At 69.4% G+C, this 15450-nt stretch carries 15 protein-coding genes; 6 read left to right on the forward strand and 9 right to left on the reverse strand.

Going from position 1 to position 15450, the window contains the following annotated elements:
* Window positions 1–178 precede the first annotated feature (178 nt).
* Window positions 179–991: a hypothetical protein gene (locus AB0B76_RS44480; RefSeq protein WP_360387603.1), complete on the forward strand. Its 813-nt coding sequence runs from the start codon at window positions 179–181 to the stop codon at window positions 989–991.
* Window positions 992–1484: 493 nt separating this feature from the next.
* Here AB0B76_RS44480 and AB0B76_RS44485 read toward each other — a convergent pair whose 3' ends face one another.
* From AB0B76_RS44485 to AB0B76_RS44495, 3 genes are all read right to left on the reverse strand, one after another.
* Entirely contained in the window at window positions 1485–2717 is a 1233-nt protein-coding gene (locus AB0B76_RS44485) for an acyl-CoA thioesterase/bile acid-CoA:amino acid N-acyltransferase family protein (RefSeq protein WP_360387606.1), read from the reverse strand.
* Window positions 2718–3072: 355 nt separating this feature from the next.
* Complete coding sequence (locus AB0B76_RS44490) at window positions 3073–4350, reverse strand: hypothetical protein (RefSeq protein ID WP_360387609.1); 1278 nt, start codon at window positions 4348–4350, stop codon at window positions 3073–3075.
* Complete coding sequence (locus AB0B76_RS44495; RefSeq protein ID WP_360387611.1) at window positions 4340–4813, reverse strand: sigma-70 family RNA polymerase sigma factor; 474 nt, start codon at window positions 4811–4813, stop codon at window positions 4340–4342. The genes AB0B76_RS44490 and AB0B76_RS44495 overlap by 11 nt, the downstream gene beginning before the upstream one ends.
* A gap of 317 nt (window positions 4814–5130) precedes the next feature.
* Between AB0B76_RS44495 and AB0B76_RS44500 the strand changes: the two genes are divergently transcribed.
* Window positions 5131–5358, forward strand: coding sequence for a hypothetical protein (locus tag AB0B76_RS44500; RefSeq protein WP_360387614.1), 228 nt, complete (start codon window positions 5131–5133; stop codon window positions 5356–5358).
* Between the two features lie 518 nt (window positions 5359–5876).
* Here AB0B76_RS44500 and AB0B76_RS44505 read toward each other — a convergent pair.
* The 3 genes from AB0B76_RS44505 to AB0B76_RS44515 are packed head-to-tail and all read right to left on the reverse strand — an operon-like array spanning window position 5877 to window position 9000.
* Window positions 5877–6620 (reverse strand): hypothetical protein, encoded by a 744-nt coding sequence (locus AB0B76_RS44505; RefSeq protein ID WP_360387617.1) that lies wholly within the window; start codon window positions 6618–6620, stop codon window positions 5877–5879.
* Entirely contained in the window at window positions 6617–8089 is a 1473-nt protein-coding gene (locus AB0B76_RS44510; protein ID WP_360387620.1) for a hypothetical protein, read from the reverse strand. The genes AB0B76_RS44505 and AB0B76_RS44510 overlap by 4 nt, the downstream gene beginning before the upstream one ends.
* Window positions 8086–9000 (reverse strand): ATP-binding cassette domain-containing protein, encoded by a 915-nt coding sequence (locus AB0B76_RS44515; RefSeq protein WP_360387644.1) that lies wholly within the window; start codon window positions 8998–9000, stop codon window positions 8086–8088. Before AB0B76_RS44515 ends, AB0B76_RS44510 begins: the two co-directional genes overlap by 4 nt.
* Window positions 9001–9119: 119 nt before the next feature.
* Here AB0B76_RS44515 and AB0B76_RS44520 point away from each other — a divergent pair, with 119 nt between their 5' ends.
* Both AB0B76_RS44520 and AB0B76_RS44525 read left to right on the forward strand, forming a co-directional pair.
* Window positions 9120–10232, forward strand: a complete 1113-nt coding sequence (locus tag AB0B76_RS44520) for a sensor histidine kinase (protein WP_360387622.1) — start codon at window positions 9120–9122, stop codon at window positions 10230–10232.
* The gene (locus tag AB0B76_RS44525) at window positions 10229–10900 is read left to right on the forward strand and encodes a response regulator transcription factor (RefSeq protein ID WP_360387624.1); all 672 of its coding nucleotides are present in this window, start codon (window positions 10229–10231) and stop codon (window positions 10898–10900) included. Before AB0B76_RS44520 ends, AB0B76_RS44525 begins: the two co-directional genes overlap by 4 nt.
* Window positions 10901–11339: 439 nt before the next feature.
* Here the strand turns inward: AB0B76_RS44525 and AB0B76_RS44530 are convergent, their stop codons facing one another.
* Window positions 11340–12149, reverse strand: coding sequence for a hypothetical protein (locus tag AB0B76_RS44530; protein ID WP_360387627.1), 810 nt, complete (start codon window positions 12147–12149; stop codon window positions 11340–11342).
* 49 nt (window positions 12150–12198) lie between these two features.
* Between AB0B76_RS44530 and AB0B76_RS44535 the strand changes: the two genes are divergently transcribed.
* Both AB0B76_RS44535 and AB0B76_RS44540 read left to right on the forward strand, forming a co-directional pair.
* Entirely contained in the window at window positions 12199–12618 is a 420-nt protein-coding gene (locus AB0B76_RS44535) for a hypothetical protein (protein WP_360387630.1), read from the forward strand.
* Window positions 12619–13126: 508 nt separating this feature from the next.
* Window positions 13127–13630 carry a hypothetical protein gene (locus AB0B76_RS44540; RefSeq protein WP_360387632.1) on the forward strand — a complete coding sequence of 168 codons (504 nt, stop codon included), beginning with the start codon at window positions 13127–13129 and terminating at the stop codon, window positions 13628–13630.
* A 328-nt stretch (window positions 13631–13958) separates the two neighbouring features.
* Here AB0B76_RS44540 and AB0B76_RS44545 read toward each other — a convergent pair whose 3' ends face one another.
* Window positions 13959–14528 (reverse strand): DUF6308 family protein, encoded by a 570-nt coding sequence (locus tag AB0B76_RS44545; RefSeq protein ID WP_360387634.1) that lies wholly within the window; start codon window positions 14526–14528, stop codon window positions 13959–13961.
* Window positions 14529–14727: 199 nt separating this feature from the next.
* On the reverse strand, window positions 14728–15450 hold a 723-nt coding region (locus AB0B76_RS44550; RefSeq protein WP_360387637.1), incomplete at its 5' end, for a transposase.

The following is a 15450-nucleotide window of genomic DNA, read 5'->3' on the forward strand; positions in this document are numbered from 1 at the left end:
CTGCACCCATGGCCAGAACATAGCGCGAGCCGCCGATGCCGCCTGGTCGGGCGCGCACATCGGCCGCCGGCGGTGCTCGCCGTCTGTTGCCGAGTTGAGTGGCTGTGGGCTCGGAGCGTGGTCATGGTGGTGTCGAGTTGCGCGAGCGTGGCGATGGTTGTTGGCGTACCGTCCGCCGGTGGGTTTCTTTGGGACGTTCGTGCTGGCGCGGTCCGACCGTCTACTCGTCGATGAGGAGGCGACGCTCGGTTTCGGCTATCAGCATGAGCATCTGTACGAGCTCGGCGGGGGATGGCAACTCCTGGAGACCCGGGGGATTCTCGACCCGCAGGACTTCGCTGCCGCCAGCGAGCAGTTCGTCGCCGCTACCGGCGCTGGTGTGTTGGCCGCGTATGTGCACGACGGCGACTGCATGGGCGTGCATGGGCAGACGCGCGACGGCTGGACCACGACGTTCCACCTGCCTGTCGACGGGGCGCCGTGCCCGTACCGGCATCGCCCTCAGCCGGCGCCGCGAACGACGGAGGCCGTCGTCGCCGATCTCGAGCAGTGGGCCGGTGCCGTCGGGCTGACCGCTGTCTCGGAGCAGATCCAGGCTGTCGCGGCCTACGACTACCGCGGCAATTCCGGCTGGGGCCACGTGCTGCCGCTCGACCTGCTGCCGGCGCTCGGTCTGCCCGAGGCCGACGAACCGAGCCCGACGGTGATCGACCTTGAACAGTTGCCCTGGTGCGCCATCGTCGGTTTCAGCGGCCTGGCACGGCAGGCGTGGGACCGCCGAAGCGACCGCGCCCACCGCAGTGCGCCGGGCCTCGGGTTCTTCGGCCGGGAACGCGAATGGGAGCGCGTGGCGATCGCGCTCGAGGCCGACATCTGGGCCGCCCGGCATCGCCAGAACACCGACGTCACGACGTTACGAGAACGAGCGGAGCAGCTGCTCGAGGCCTGCCGGAAAGACAAGAAGGCGCGGGTGTATCGCTGGCGCAGCTGAACTGCGCCGACATCGACGCCTTTTGTGTCAAACGGGCCAGCAGCAACGCACCGCTACGGGCATGTCGACTGCGTGACCGTCGAGTAGGCCTCCAACGCCGGCTCCGGCAGCGTCCCACCCACCCACCCACTCTGAAGTCGAGTGATCTTGACATCTGCTCATGCCGCTGCGGGAGCGCGGCGATCGGCCAGCGCTCGTCACCGGCCGTGAACGCTCTGGGCAAGGCCAGGGCTACCGGTCGTGCCGAGTTGTGTGCATGTGATCATGGCTGCGGACCGGGGACAGCGGGCGCACCGCGGGCGCCGCGGGTAGCCATGGGGTGCCGGCGTTGTCGTGCAGATCTGGGGCCGCACATCGGTCCCTTGTGGACGACCGGTCCCGCGACGTGCCCGCTGCGCCCCGCGACGGCGAGGCTGGAGAACAACACCTCGGCGGTACCTGCCTCGGGCCCGTCGGAACAACGGTGCGCCATCAAGCGCGCATCGCCCGGAACTCAACGCATGGTCAGGGTGGCCAGCCAGCTGAGGACCCTCGGCCATCCGTCACTACGGGCGGCTTCGTCCGCGGCCTGGGTGCCACCGTGCGAGATCGTGGCGCCGGTGACGCGACTGACGAACGTTGTGCCCATCGGCAGGTACGGGAACGTGCCGACCAAGTGGCCCGCGCCGGGGTAGATCAGTGCCTGATGGGCGGCGGCGACGTGTGCGACGTCGAGGTTGTGCATGATCTGCCGCGCCTGCGGGACTGAACCCCACAACGCGTCATCATCGCCGGCGATGGCGAGGACCGGCCCGGCGACGTTGGTCACCGGGATGACCGTGTGCGGTATCGCGACGCCGCCGTTCGTCCAGGCGTCGCCCGGCCCCGGGAACGCCCCGAAGACGGCGTCGTTGGGTGCGTAGAGGATGCTTCCCCGCACCAGGCCGGGGTAGTACTGGGCAAGTAGCAGGGCGGCCTCGCTGCCACGCGAGTACCCCTCGACGACCACCGGCTGCGCGCTGAGCATGTGGGCCGCAGCGACGAAGTACTCCAGCGGGATGTCACGCAGGGTCGACGGCAGGCCGGGAACGCCGAAGTAGCCGAGCGCCAGCACCGGGTAGCCGTGCGAGGCCAGCAACGCGGCTGCGAACGTCATTGCGACCCCGCCCTCCGAACCGCCGAACATCAGCACGCCAGGATGCGGCGTGCCGCCGGTGGCGGGCAGGAACAGCTCGCCGATCGCCTTGTCCGTCGCCATGTCGAGGGTACGGTGCGTGACACCGGCAGACATCCATGCGCGGTGCACGGTACGCGTGGCTATGTCGCGGCCGTCGACCGTCACCGACAGCTGGACGTCGAAGACGGGCGCGGTCCAGGGCGATTGGGGGCTGTACGCTGCCCGGTCCGGGTCTCCTGTGGGTGGCCGCATCGACCAGAACAGCCCCATGGCGTCGACACCCGGGTACGAGCCCGTGACCGGTGCGGTCCGGGCGAGGTCCACGACACCGGCGTTGTCCGCCTTGAACGTGGCCTCGCCGTGCCATGCCGCACCCTGGTAGTCCTTGGCGAGCGACCGCACCGTGACCGTCTCGCCCGCGTGCAGGCCGGACAACCGCACGTGTACCGTCTGATCGACCAACGCGTCCGGGGCATCGACCTCGATCGTCGCACTCGTCGAATGCCCTGCCGAGCAACCGGCCGGAAAACTCAGCACGAGAACGGCGGCGAACACGCCCGCACGCATCATCTCGCCATCGTCTCACGCCTGACAACGCCGACCGAAGCGGCGAAGTAGGCTTCCAGACGGTCTTCCACTCCATCTTCACGTCATCCCTCGCTAAGCAGAAGACGGCTGGACTCTCAAGACCGACTCGCCGGAACGCAAGAGGTCGTTCCTCGACAGCGACGCGCAAGCGATCAAGGACGCTGTCGCGTCGACGGACTGACTGGTCACTTCCGCTATGCCGCAGGTCTCGTGCGCCGGGCCGACCTGAAGATCGCCACGCTCAGTGGCGACGGCCCGGCGCCGCTGGCTCGCGCTCGTGCCGATGTGCGTGCGTCGATTGAAGCTTGCGTGGGCGGGCGCATCGAATGCCGCGGTGTCAATGAGCCCGTTGGCGGCGCAGTGCCATGCGTACGACGCCACCTGCGAGGAGGAGCAGCCCGACGGTGAGTCCCCACAGCCACCATGGCCACGGGCCGCGATCGACGCCGGTATCGCGTACCTGAAGGTCGCCGGTGCGGGCGGTCGCCAATTGCACCGTGTCGATCCAGTGGTCGTTGCCGGGTTGGAGCCGGGCGAGGACCCGGGCCGGCCCGGTCGGCGGCACCGAGACAATTGTCTCGTAATTGGTTGCCAACAGGTCGGCGCCTTGCCAACCGAGGACCCCGGTCGCGTTGGTGTCGAGCGGCGTCGACACTCTGGTGGGCAGGTCGAGGACCGCCAACCCGTCTGGTGCCCAATACCCGGCGGTCCAGGACGGGCTGCCCGCGGCCACCCGAAAGAGCGCGAGCCGGGTGCCGTCGGGCGACCAGGCGGCCGGCCCGCCGAGCCGGTGCCTGTCCGGCAGCGGGACGACCGTGCTCCCGCCGGCGGTGAGTAGGCGCAGCTCGGTGCCGACCTGGACGGCCAGCGTTCTGTCGTCGGGGGAGAACGCCGCGTCGAGCACCCCGCGCTGCCCGGCGACCGTAGACGTGACGCCGGTGGCCAGGTCGAGCAGTGTCAGTTCGCCGTCGGCGGCGAGCGCGGCCCGGGGGTCGCCATGGCTGTCCGCCCGATACGGCGCGACGGCGTACGCGAGCCGCTTCGAGTCCGGCGACCAGGCGAGTAGCTGTACCGCCGAGCCGGCAGGCACTGGGTAGCCGCGGGTGCGGCCGGTGGTCAGGTCCACGATCGCCACATCCTGGACCGGCCCGAGCGTGTCGGCGACGGCGACCCGGCTGCCGTCGGGAGACAGCAGGGCGAATGCAAGGGTGTCGACGGACCGACCACGCTTACTGGCGAGGTCGATGACGCGGTAGGTGCGGCCGTCCATCCCGACGGCGATGAGCTGCGGGGTCTGGAAGGGCATGTCGCCTTGCCCGTACCCGTAGATGGCGATCGCGGGCCCGGCAGGCGCGGCGGAGACGGTGGCGGTGAGGAGGGAGTGACCGGCGAAGACGCGCGGTAGCGTGGCGGGACCGGCGGCAGGTGCGCTCGGCGTCGCCGGCAAGCGCACCAGCCCCACCGCGAGCAGCAGCACCACGACGGCGGCGGCCACGAGCACGGGCCGCCATGACCGGCGAGAGGTCAGCGGCATGACGGGAGGCGCCACCGTGGGCACGGGGATCGCCTCTACGAGTTCGTGGACGGCGGCGCGCAGGCGTTGGTCAGTGGTCATCGAGGTGCTCCCGCAGTGCGGAGTGGGCCCGGTGTAGCAGGGACTTGACGGTGCCGGGCCGGCAGTTCAGCGCGTCGGCGATGTCGGCCTCGGACAGGTCGAGGTAGTAGCGCAGGAAGATGGCCGCCCGATGCCGCGGCCGCAGCCTGGTGAGGCCGGCACGGACGGCGATCGCGTCCGGCCCGAGCGGCACGAGCGGTTCAGGCTCAGGCTGGCTGGCATGGCGTCGTTCCAGCCGACGACGGCGCACCCAGGAGGTGCATCTGGACACGACGGCGCGGCGCAGCCATGCGGTCGGTTCGCGGACGTCCGGACGGTGCAGCAACGCCAGGAACACCTCCTGCACGATGTCCTCCGCCGCCGGTACGCTTCCGGTCGTCACACAGGCCAGCCGCACCATGGGAGCGAACTGCGCCGCGTAGAGCGCGTCGAAGTCGCCCCGGACGGCCGGTTCCGAGAGCACGGTCACCTCCTACAGGCGCACAGCGGCCGCGACCGGTTCCACCCGGCCCGCAATCGCCCACCCGGGCCCGCGACACAACGCCCCCGAAGCGCGGGCGGTGAAGCCGCGCCGCAGCTGTCAGGGCGCGCCGAAGATCTCCTTGCGGTTGCCGGATCGGCGGTCCTTCACCGTAATACGGCCCCAACTGCGCCAGCGCGATCGACGTCTCTGCCCGGGATCCGTGTCCGGTTCCCGACCTGAACCGGCGCATCAATGGCAGGCCCACCCCGTCTTCTCAGGGCAGGTGTCACCCGACACCCGGATGAGAGGAACGCACGATGACCGCTCCGACGCCGAAGACCGACCTGAACGATGCTCAGAAGTTCATGACCAGCCTGGCGAAGCAGCTCGACGAAAGGGGTTACCGCACGATGGCGACCATGCTGCGTGCTGAGATGCCCGACTCGGACTTCACCAATCTCGGAGGCAGCGGGTCCGAAAAGATCATCTCGACGATCGTCACGTCGGTGACCGAGCAGATCAAGGAGGAGAAAAACAAGCGGTAGCGACGACCGCCAACGCAGCGGGGCCTGGACGCTGCACCAGCTGCCGCCCTCGCCAGACCGGATCAAGCGGACGGCGGCGGCGGAAGGTCGATCCGGACAGGCGTCCCAGTAGGATCCTTGAAGTCAAGCGTCAGGTTCCGGCCGTCACCGGCGGCGTCGGCCGGAACAGCCACTGCATCACCCATTCGGTCCCCATGCCTCCAGCCTGCGCCGAGGCGAAGCGGTAGGCCGTGCCGCTGCCATCGGACACCGATACCGCGATGCTCCCGAACTGCTCCCCGGGCCACGGCCGCGGCGACCCACACTCGGCCCGCTCCCCCCACTGCGTGCGCATGGTCCGGTAGTCGTGCGTGCTCAGCGTCGAGCGTCACCTCGATGTGGTTGGCCAGGCTCACCTGCGCCAGCTCCGCACGCTGCGTCCACTCCCGAACCTCAACAACCGGTGTTGCCGGCAGTCAGAGCCACCGGCAACTCCACGGTGGACCGGACGCACCATGCACGGCTAGTCGGCGTAGGGCTTATGCGTCGCGAACGACAAACAGGGCGCCACCGATTGCCAGAGCGGTGAGGGTGTACGCGGTGAGGATGCTCAGACCTGCCCACGGGCCGAGCGGTGCGGTCCCCAGCCCTGCGGTCATCGGTGCGAGGTCCTGCAGCAGGTGCAGGGTGTGCACTGGTAGCGGGACCACGGTCGTGAGCAGATACGGGCCGTACAGCAGGGCCACGACGGCCCCCATGCTGCCGCCCGCGTGGCGGACCGCAGTGGCGACGCCGGCACTCAGCAATGCGACAAGGACCAGATACAGCACTGTACCGGCGGCACGCGGCAGGGTGGCCGTGTGCCCGGTGACGCTCTTGTCGTCGAACAGCACCGTGGCGGCGCCCATCGCGCCGGCGACGCCGAGCGCGCCGCCGACCAGCACGGTGCCGGCGATGACGCTGCTCTTCGCGGTGAACACCCGAACGCGGCAGGGGTCCATCGCCAGCGTTGTGCGGATCGTCCGTGGCTGGAACTCCGCCCCGACCACCAGCGCGGCCAGCGCGATCGCGGCGAGTTGCGCGAAGTGGACGCCGGAGAGGGTGAGCGCGGTGGTGTCCACGGTTCCGCAGTCGGGGGACCGGCCGGCGCACAGCGGTACGTTGGTGTTCGCGATGATCAGGGCGGTCCCCGCGACCATCACCACGGCCAGACCGGCGGCGACGGCCACGGTCGAGCGCACGGTGCGCAGCTTGGTCCACTCGGCGAGCAGTGCGCGGTTCACGCGTCGCGCCGGAGCAGGAGCCAGAAGCCGGCGGTGAGAGCGACCCCTGTGTACGCACAGAGCACCGCGAAGCCTGCCCACGGCCCGATCACGGTCTCGGAGGGTACGTCCATCGTTTGCTGGATCGCGAGGCCGGCGAAGGGCGTGGCCCTGCTGATCCAAGTGTTGGCCGCGTCGGAGGTGCCTGAGGCGACGATCGGTACCACCACGAGAAGCGCGAGCAGCAGCATGACGGCCGAGGCCGTCCCGCGCAGGATCACACCGACCGCGAGGCTGAACGCGGCGATCAGGGCGAGGAACGCCGCGGTACCGATGATTGCGCGCAGCACGACCGGATCGGTGACGGTCGGGGGATCTGGGAAGATCGGCGGCCGGTAGCCGTTGCGGCGCTCCAGCGCCGGGGAGAACAAGGCCACGGCGAAGCCGGGGAGCAGCCCCACAACGAAGACGACACCTGTCAGCACCGCGGTCTTGGCCGCCAGCACGTGGCCTCGCCGCGGGCTCGCCGCGAGCGTGGCGCCGATCGTTCCGGTCCGGTACTCCGAGGTGATGAACAGCACGCCGAGCACCACGGCGCCGATGATGCCGAGTTGGGCGCCGACCAGGGACTGCCGGACCAGGTCGGTGGGGCCGGCCAGGCTGACCCCGCCGATCCCGACGCGGCCGAGATCACCGCTGCCGGTGACGGTGAACGTCCCGTTGCCGTCGCGGGTGCTGCCGCCCGGAAGGAGGTCTATGTTGATGATGGTCTCCGGTCCGGGTTTCGGTGCTCCGCGCTGGCGCGGCGGCGGGGTCACGTCGGAGTCACGCCAGGCATCGGCCGGCGGCCCTGCGCCGGCATTCGCCGCAGCCACGGTCACGTGATCGAAGTCCGCCTCGCCCAATTGGAGGTACCGGCTGATGGTGCCCGTCCTGCCTTGGAGCGCGAGCGGCACGTCGGTCGGCGGCGAGGCGACGAAGAGGCCGGCCAACGCTCGGGTCGGCAGGTCCGCGACGGTGACCGTCCCGACCGTGCGCCACGAACTGCCGTCGGCGGACTCCGCGCCGGTGAACGTCTGCCCGGAGCGAGTCAGCTGGAGCCAGCGCGGTGCGGTGGTCGCGGTCCCGGCCAGCTCGGTCGTGGCGTCGGCGATGAGCCGGACGCCGTGCGCCGGGGTGACCATGAGCGCGACGTACGGCGCGCCGGCTGTCGGGTTCGCCTTCAACATGATCCCCGCTTTGGCCCAGGCGCTGGTCGCTTTCTGCGACGCCACCCGGGCGGTGAGCGTCCCGTCCCCGATCATCGGCTCGTGCACGAAATGGAGCTGGTCGTAGGTGATCGGACCCTCGTAGGCGTCGCTGTGCGACAGCGACGCCGCGAGCGTGCTGAGCCCAAGGGTGAGCAGCACCATGGCCAGCAGCGCGAGCGTCGTGCTACGCACCGACCAGAACTTCGTCCATTCGGCGCGCAACGCCCGGCGTAGGTTCACGGCCGTGTCCCGTCGCCGAAGATGGTGTACGTCCGCGTCATCTCCATGTAGACCTCTTCCAGCGAGGCGCGGTGGCGGCTCAGCTCGGAGCACGGCACGCCGGCGGCGGTGAGGCGCGCACCGACCTCACCCGCGTCCATGCCGTTGACGGTCAAGGTGTCGAGGTCGACGATGGCCACGGTCGCACCGGCGTCGGCCAGGACTTGCACGGCTGCGGCGCGCTCGCCGGTGCGCACGGTGACCCGTCCATCGGACGTCTCGTCCAGCAAGGCCTTGACGCTGGTGTCGGCGAGCAGGCGGCCGCGGCCGATGACAATGAGGTGGTCGGCGGTGTCCTGCAACTCGCCCATGAGGTGACTGGAGACGAGGACCGTCCTGCCGTCCGCGGCCAGCGAGCGCAGGAACCCCCGAATCCAGCGGATGCCGTCCGGGTCGAGCCCGTTCACCGGCTCGTCGAGGATCAGCACCGGCGGATCTCCCAGCAGCGCGCCGGCGATCCCGAGCCGCTGGCGCATGCCCAATGAGAACCCGCCGACCCGCTGCCGCGCGACCGACCTCAGCCCGACGAGGTCGAGTACCTCGTGGACGCGTCGACGGGACAGCCCGTTGTACTGCGCCATCCACCGGAGGTGATCCTCGGCGCGCCGGCCGGGATGGGTGGCCTCGGCGTCCAGCAATGCGCCGACCGTCAGCGCCGGCTCCCGCAGCGCCCGGTAGGGCCGGCCACCGATCAGCACCACCCCGGCGTCGGGTCGGTCGAGGGCGAGCATCATGCGCATCGTCGTCGACTTGCCCGCGCCGTTGGGGCCGACGAACCCGGTGACCTTCCCGGGCTGGACGGTGAACGTCAGGTCCTCAACCGCCACGGTCGTCCCGTAGCACTTGCGCAGCCCTTGGGCCTCGATCGTCATCTGCGGCACAACAGCGACCGTAAGTCACCGCCACGACGTCGGCCGTCACGACAGCGAGCCATCTTCGGTAGCGTGGCGTCCCCCGCACGGGGGATGCGGGGACGGCGATAATGGAGGGCGTGCGCCTGCCGACGTTCCCGCTGCCGCCGCCCGTGGTGGCGGGTCTGCTGGGCGCACTCGGATCGGCGCAGGTGGTGCTGCACCCTGCCGACCTGGTACGCGATCTTGTCCTCGCCTGGTGTGCGACGCTTCCGCTGGCCTTCGTCCGTGGCCTGCTGTGGCAGGCCGGTGCGGTCGTCACGGCCGCGGTGCTGCTCACCCTGGTGCTCAGCGGGCAGCCCACCGTCGGTGCGCTCCTGGCCCAGGCCGCCGTGCTCTACCTCGTCGCCGTGCGGAGTTCCTACCGCGTTGCGCTGCTCTTCGCGGTGCCTTCCATCGCGTACGCCGTCGGAACCGCCGGCTGGCGCACCGGGCTGGTCGTCGTGACCGCCACCGGTGCACTGGCCGTCGGCAGTTCACGCCGGTTCCGAGCGGAGACGGCCGAGCGCATCGCGGCCGACGGCGCGCACGCCGACATGGCCGACGCCTACGCGGCCCGCGAGGAACGGGCCCGGATCGCCCGGGAACTGCACGATCTCGTGGCCCATCACATCTCGTCGATCTCCGTGCAGGCCGACACCACCCGCCTCACCACACAAGGCTTGCCGGCGGAGAGCGCGGACCGGCTGCTCGGCATCGCCGGTACCGCGCGGCTCGCGCTGACCGAGATGCGCCGGCTGCTCGGCGTGCTCCGCGACGATGCCGGGTCGCAGCCGGTCGACGCTCCGCAGCCGGGTCTCGGCCAGCTCATCACCCTCGTGGACGACGCACGCGCCGCGGGCGGGTCTCGTGTCCGGCTGATCTTCCGCGGCCGAATCCGGACGCTGGATCCGGGCCTCGAGCTCGCCGCGTACCGGATCGTGCAGGAGGCGCTGACCAACAGCCGCAAGCACGCACCGGGCGCTGCGGTGGACGTTGAGGTCGGCTACGCCGACGATGCACTACGGCTCAGCATCTGGGATGCCGGTCCGGGGGCGGGCCGTTCGGCCGGCCGGACGGAGGCCCACGGCTTCGGACTGCTCGGGATGCGGGAGCGGGTAGCGATGGCGGGCGGAACGCTGCGCACAGCTCGAAGCGAACTCGGCGGTTTCGCGGTCCAGGCGGTGCTACCCGTGGCCGGAGGAGGCCGATGACTGTGCGCATCCTGGTCGCCGACGACCAAGACGTGGTACGGGCCGGGTTCGTCGCACTGCTGTCCACCCAACCCGACTTGACTGTCGTCGGGAGCGCGCAGGACGGCGCCGAGGCGGTGCGGATCTGCCGCGAACTGCGCCCGGACCTGGTACTGATGGACGTTCGGATGCCGGTCATGAACGGCATCGAGGCCACCCGGAACATCCTCGCCGCCGCGGGCGGGAACGGGCCGCGCATCGTCATGCTGACGACGTTCGATCTCGACGAGTACGTCTACGGGGCGCTCGACGCCGGCGCCAGCGGGTTCCTGCTCAAGGACATGGGTGCGGAGAGCCTCTTCGAGGCGGTGCGCGTGGTCGCGGCCGGCGACGCCCTGCTCGCGCCGTCGGTCACCCGCCGGCTCATCAGCGAGTTCACCCGGCTGCGGCCACTGGCGAACGACACCGCAGCGCCGCTGGCGCTGCTGACCCAGCGGGAGACGGAGATCCTCCGGCTCGTCGCCGAAGGGCTCTCCAACGCGGAGGTGGCGGACCTGCTCGTCGTCGGCGCCGAGACGGTCAAGACACACGTCAGCCGGATCCTCTACAAACTCGGTGTCCGCGACCGCGTCCAAGCCGTGATCGTCGCCTATGAGTCGGGGCTGGTCGTGCGAGGAACACGGCACTGAAGCGGCACTGAAATCGCACCGCTCGCCGAGCGCCCCAGTCATATTTCAAAAAGACAGGTCACATCATCCCGTGCGCCACCACGGTGCCCGACAGCGCCGCCACGCGGACATGCCGCGATCCGCTCGCTGCTAACCGTCACACTGATCCACCGGCTGCGGCGTTGTGGCCGTGGTGGTGTGTGTGGGCAGTGCATCGCAGCGGTCATGATTGGATGCTGGTGGTTCGCGTGAGCTCAACATCGGGGACTCAGCGGATGTCGGAGTTCGGGCCGCCGGCGGTACGCCCGCAGGTGGCGTGGGTCGCCGACCCCGCGAGGGCGCTCATGCTCGATGTCGACGGCGTGATGTTCGAGGTCCGGCCGGACGTACGTCGCGCCATTGTTGCCGGATCGAGCCGGGCCGGCAGGTCAAGGGCGGAACGACCGCCGACGCCGCCGACCTACGCCGAGCGGAACGCGGCGAGCAGGGCGCGTTCGCGTTGTGGGCTGAGGCCGGCCCTGCGCGGCCGGTCGAGCCCCTCTGCCCGTTCGTAGGCGAGGATGTCGGTGACCAGTTCGGCGCGGTCGCGGTGGCGCAGGCCGGCAGCGACGGCGGCCGCTCCGGTGCGGGCGGACCAGCCTTCCCATCCCTGCTCGACGACCCACATCGCCAGCGAGTCCTCACCCATGTACTGCTTTACGTCCTGCCCGAGGAGCCATTGTTGCGGTACATGCGCTACCGGGCCGGTGTGGCCGCCGATCCGACGGCACAGTTCAACCCACTCGCCGAACGGCACCGTGGGGCCGACGACGTCGTACGCGCCGGTGGTGCCGCGCTCGGCGCAGTCGAGGATCCAGGCAGCCTGGTCGCGGACGTCGACGACCTGGGTGGGCAGGTCGGGAGTGTCGGGGACGAGCATTGGTTCCTCGGGTGCGCGGGCGGCCTGGGTCACCCAGGCACCGGACCGGCCGCTCGCGTCCCCGGGGCCTCCGATCAAGCCGGAGCGGGCGATGAGTAGCCGGTCACCGAGGGCGGCGGCACTGGCCTGTTCGCTGGCCACCTTGGCTTCGCCGTAAAGGTCCCGGCTCACCTCGTCTTGGTCGGTGGGTTCCCGCAGCGGGAACGACTCGTCCGCGCCCAGGGTGTCGAATGCCGCGTAGGCGTTGCCGGACGACACATACGTCCAGTGTCCGGCCTGGGCGGCCAGGGCGGCGAGCGCTGCACGCACGAAGCCGGGATGGGCCGGTCTGCTCTTCGACAACCCGAACATCGGTCTGTCGGCCGGACTGACTTGGAGTTTCCGGTTCCCGTTCGCCGAGGTGAGCCGGGATTACGGCAGCAGTAAGATCTTCCTGGATGTCGACTGGCTGCCATTGCCCACAGCCAGCTGGCGCACCATGACCGGCCAGACGGTCGAGGCTACCGGTGAACCCGCCGAGTCGAGCGTCTACTTCTTTCAACATCATCAGTACGACCTGATCGATCTGAAAATCCTCGAACAACGCGACCGGGACATCCATGTCCGAGCAACACTGACCGGCGACCTCGACCGTCTCGGGATCGACCCGGTCTCCGCCGACGCCTGGCTCTGTTTCAACGGCATCAGGGTGTCGGTCAGTGACGTCAGCACCGCGGAGTCCGCGATAGCCAGGCTTGAGGGCTTCACCGACATCGAAGGCTTGGCCTTGCGGGCGGTAGCGATCCGCTCGGCGTTCCATTTCCGGCCCATGAGCTCCTGACTCCGTGGTCGTCAGGCTCGCCCACGGGTACTGCGGCGTGTCTTGATCAGGTGTCCGGTCATGCCGCGGGTGTTGCGTGGTGGCAGACAGCGCTCGCTACAGCAGGTGACGGACGCGGCGAGCCCAAAGATTCCTTGTCTTGCCCGTGAAGGGCGCTGGACCTCGCGCCGGGCGTAGGTTGTGCAGCTGTGCAACTCCGTCCCGAGCTCAGCCCACCTGCCGTGTCCGCGCTCGCATCGAACAACTCTGCGCAGCCATCCACACCGTCTCGGAACTGCTGGAGGTCGGGTGCTGACGCAAGTGCCGACATCGCCGCGTTCAACGCGGACACCGGGCACTCGTACGAGCACCACATCGACAGGAGCCATAGCGACCCGTCCCGTGCCGCTGCAGCGTGTGTACCAGACAGAATGCCTGGTACCCCGCGTGTCGGACGAGCTACGAGATCGGACGGTCCCCCTCCAGCCTGTCGGCTGACGCCCGTGCGCGGCCGTCGTACCATGCGCCTGTGACCCGGACACAGCGCATCATCCGAGTGACGGTTGTCCTAAGCCTGGCCGTGACCGTAGCGCTGGGATGGAAGCAATACCAGGAGAACAACCGGGAAGCCGAGTTCAAGAACGAGATGGCCCGGCACGGGATGCTCGTGGTCGGCCAAATCTCGCGGCAGAACAGGGTCGGATACGACAACAAGGGCCACCGCATAGGCATACCGGTGGCGGTGGTCAACTACGAGGTCCGTGGTAACCCGTACAGCTTCGAGATGGACTGCAGGGTCGATCCGTGCCCGCTGCCGGTGGCGAAGCCCACCATGAACCTCTGGGTGAACCCGGACGCCCCGCACGCGCTGGTCACCGAGGACGGCTATACGAACCACCGGTTCGACGACACCAGCTACGCCTACCTCCTCGGGGCCGTAGGGGTGCTGCTCATCGGCGCCGGCATCGTCTTCATCCTGGTAGTCACCGACCAGGCGTTCCGGGGCGGCCAGCCCAAAGGTCCCGTGGTGTAGGTCGCGCATCAGCTCCGCCCGACCGGACGTACGGCCGAGCGCAACCGGACCCAGATCCGCGAGGCGCCTTGGTTCGGGCGGTCTCCCGCTCGCGTGACGGATACCCCACGCGGCCCGCGTTGTGACGAAAGCCCCCTCCACGAACCGCGTCCACCGGCACAGCCGGTGCGAAGGAGCCATGCCTGGGCGGGAGCACTCGGGACTCCGGGAAGTCGGTGCTGCAGACACCCCGCGTTTCGCGGGCGCTGTCCGAGGACCTGGAGGACGATCATGAACGTAATGAGCCGCCGATGCAATCGAGGACGCCCTCCCGAAACCAAGTGGCTGATCACGTTTCCGGATCTGCCGCCGAGTGCGCGCCAACCATCGGGTGCAGCGAGGGCACCGTCGTGGCTGCGGCCGCGATGGTGACGAGCATTTGCCACCCGTCCGTCTGAAACTGCGGTTCGAATGACAGTTCTGCTTGCCAGCAGGAGGTCACCTTGAGCTCTACGCCAGCATCGGTCGTCTTCAGCAGGTTCCATAACGTGTCGGCCCGAGCGAGGTCGAGGTCGGAGGCGTCCCACAACGGGACGTCAGCAGGGATCGTGGCCAGGAGTTCGGAGACCTGATCGGCGATCCGCCCGCCTGGGAGGAGGGCGCGGACCGCGACCGCACCAGGGGAGACTGTGAGAAGGCTGACGGCGAGAAGATCAGCAGGGCTGATGGTTTGCGGATCGTTCGGGGCGAGACTGAGGAACGTGTCGCCGGCGAACTGGGTGACGGGGTCATAGAACGTTTGCACCGCCGCCGGGGTCCGCGGATCGGCAAGCAGAGCATCGACGACCGCTGCGACCCGCTCAACCTGCTCGACGGATCCCTCGGTGAACATGTGGCGTGGTTCGAGATTCTCCGGCATCGCTGCATTGTCATGCGCGACTCGCCGGAACGACGGGTCCGACCGGGTGTCGTCACCAATCCGCTTGGAGGCAATTCCCCCGGTTCTTTGACGCACTCATCGAATGCCGCCGTTGGTGCGCGGCAGTCGGCGAACGGTCGTCACAGCGGGTGACAAGCGCATCGAGGTCCAGAGCTTCCGGTCCTGGCCCCCCTCTGTGTCAAGATGCGGCCAGGAGCGGTGTTCTAGAGTGGGTTCTGGCGGGTCCGGGAAATGGCTTTTCCGAAGTGCCGGCTGTCGGGATTGAGCCGGCCGCGCTGGATTGTTGAGTCGCTCCCATTTGCCCTCCCGGGCCCGTCCTGACACGTTCCGCGTCCTTGACCATCTGCTGATGGACCACGTTGGACAGTCGGCGTTTCAGGGCGCGCATCGCTTCCATCGGGCTTTTGCCCGCGGCGAGTTTCCGGCGGTAGTAGGCGCGGCCTTCGGTGTCGTTGCGGAGCTGGACGATGGCCATGATGTGCAGGACCCGGTTGATGCGCCGGTTCCCGGCCCGCGACAGTCGGTGACGGCGCTGGTCGCCGGAGGACGCGTCGATAGGCGCGGTGCCGTTCCAGGATGCAAAGATGGCCTCGTCCAGCCGCCCCACCACCCGGTAGCCGTTGTGATCCCGGCTGGCGAAGCGGCTGACGTCGCCGATGTCGCCCAGCAGCCGGGCCGCGCCGGACGGACCGATGCCGTGGAGCTGCTGCAAGGTGCTGCCGGTTGACGCGACCAGTTCGGTCAGTTGCTGGTTCGCGGCTTTGATCTTCTTGTCGATGACCGCGACCTCGGTGATCAGCTCCGGGGCCAGCTGCCGGCGGGTGCGCCCGACCAGGTCGCGGGGCCGGACGGTGTTGAGCAGGGTCCGGGCCCGCGGCGCGGACAGGAACTGCTTCGCCCC

This window comes from Dactylosporangium sp. NPDC049140 (assembly GCF_040648435.1).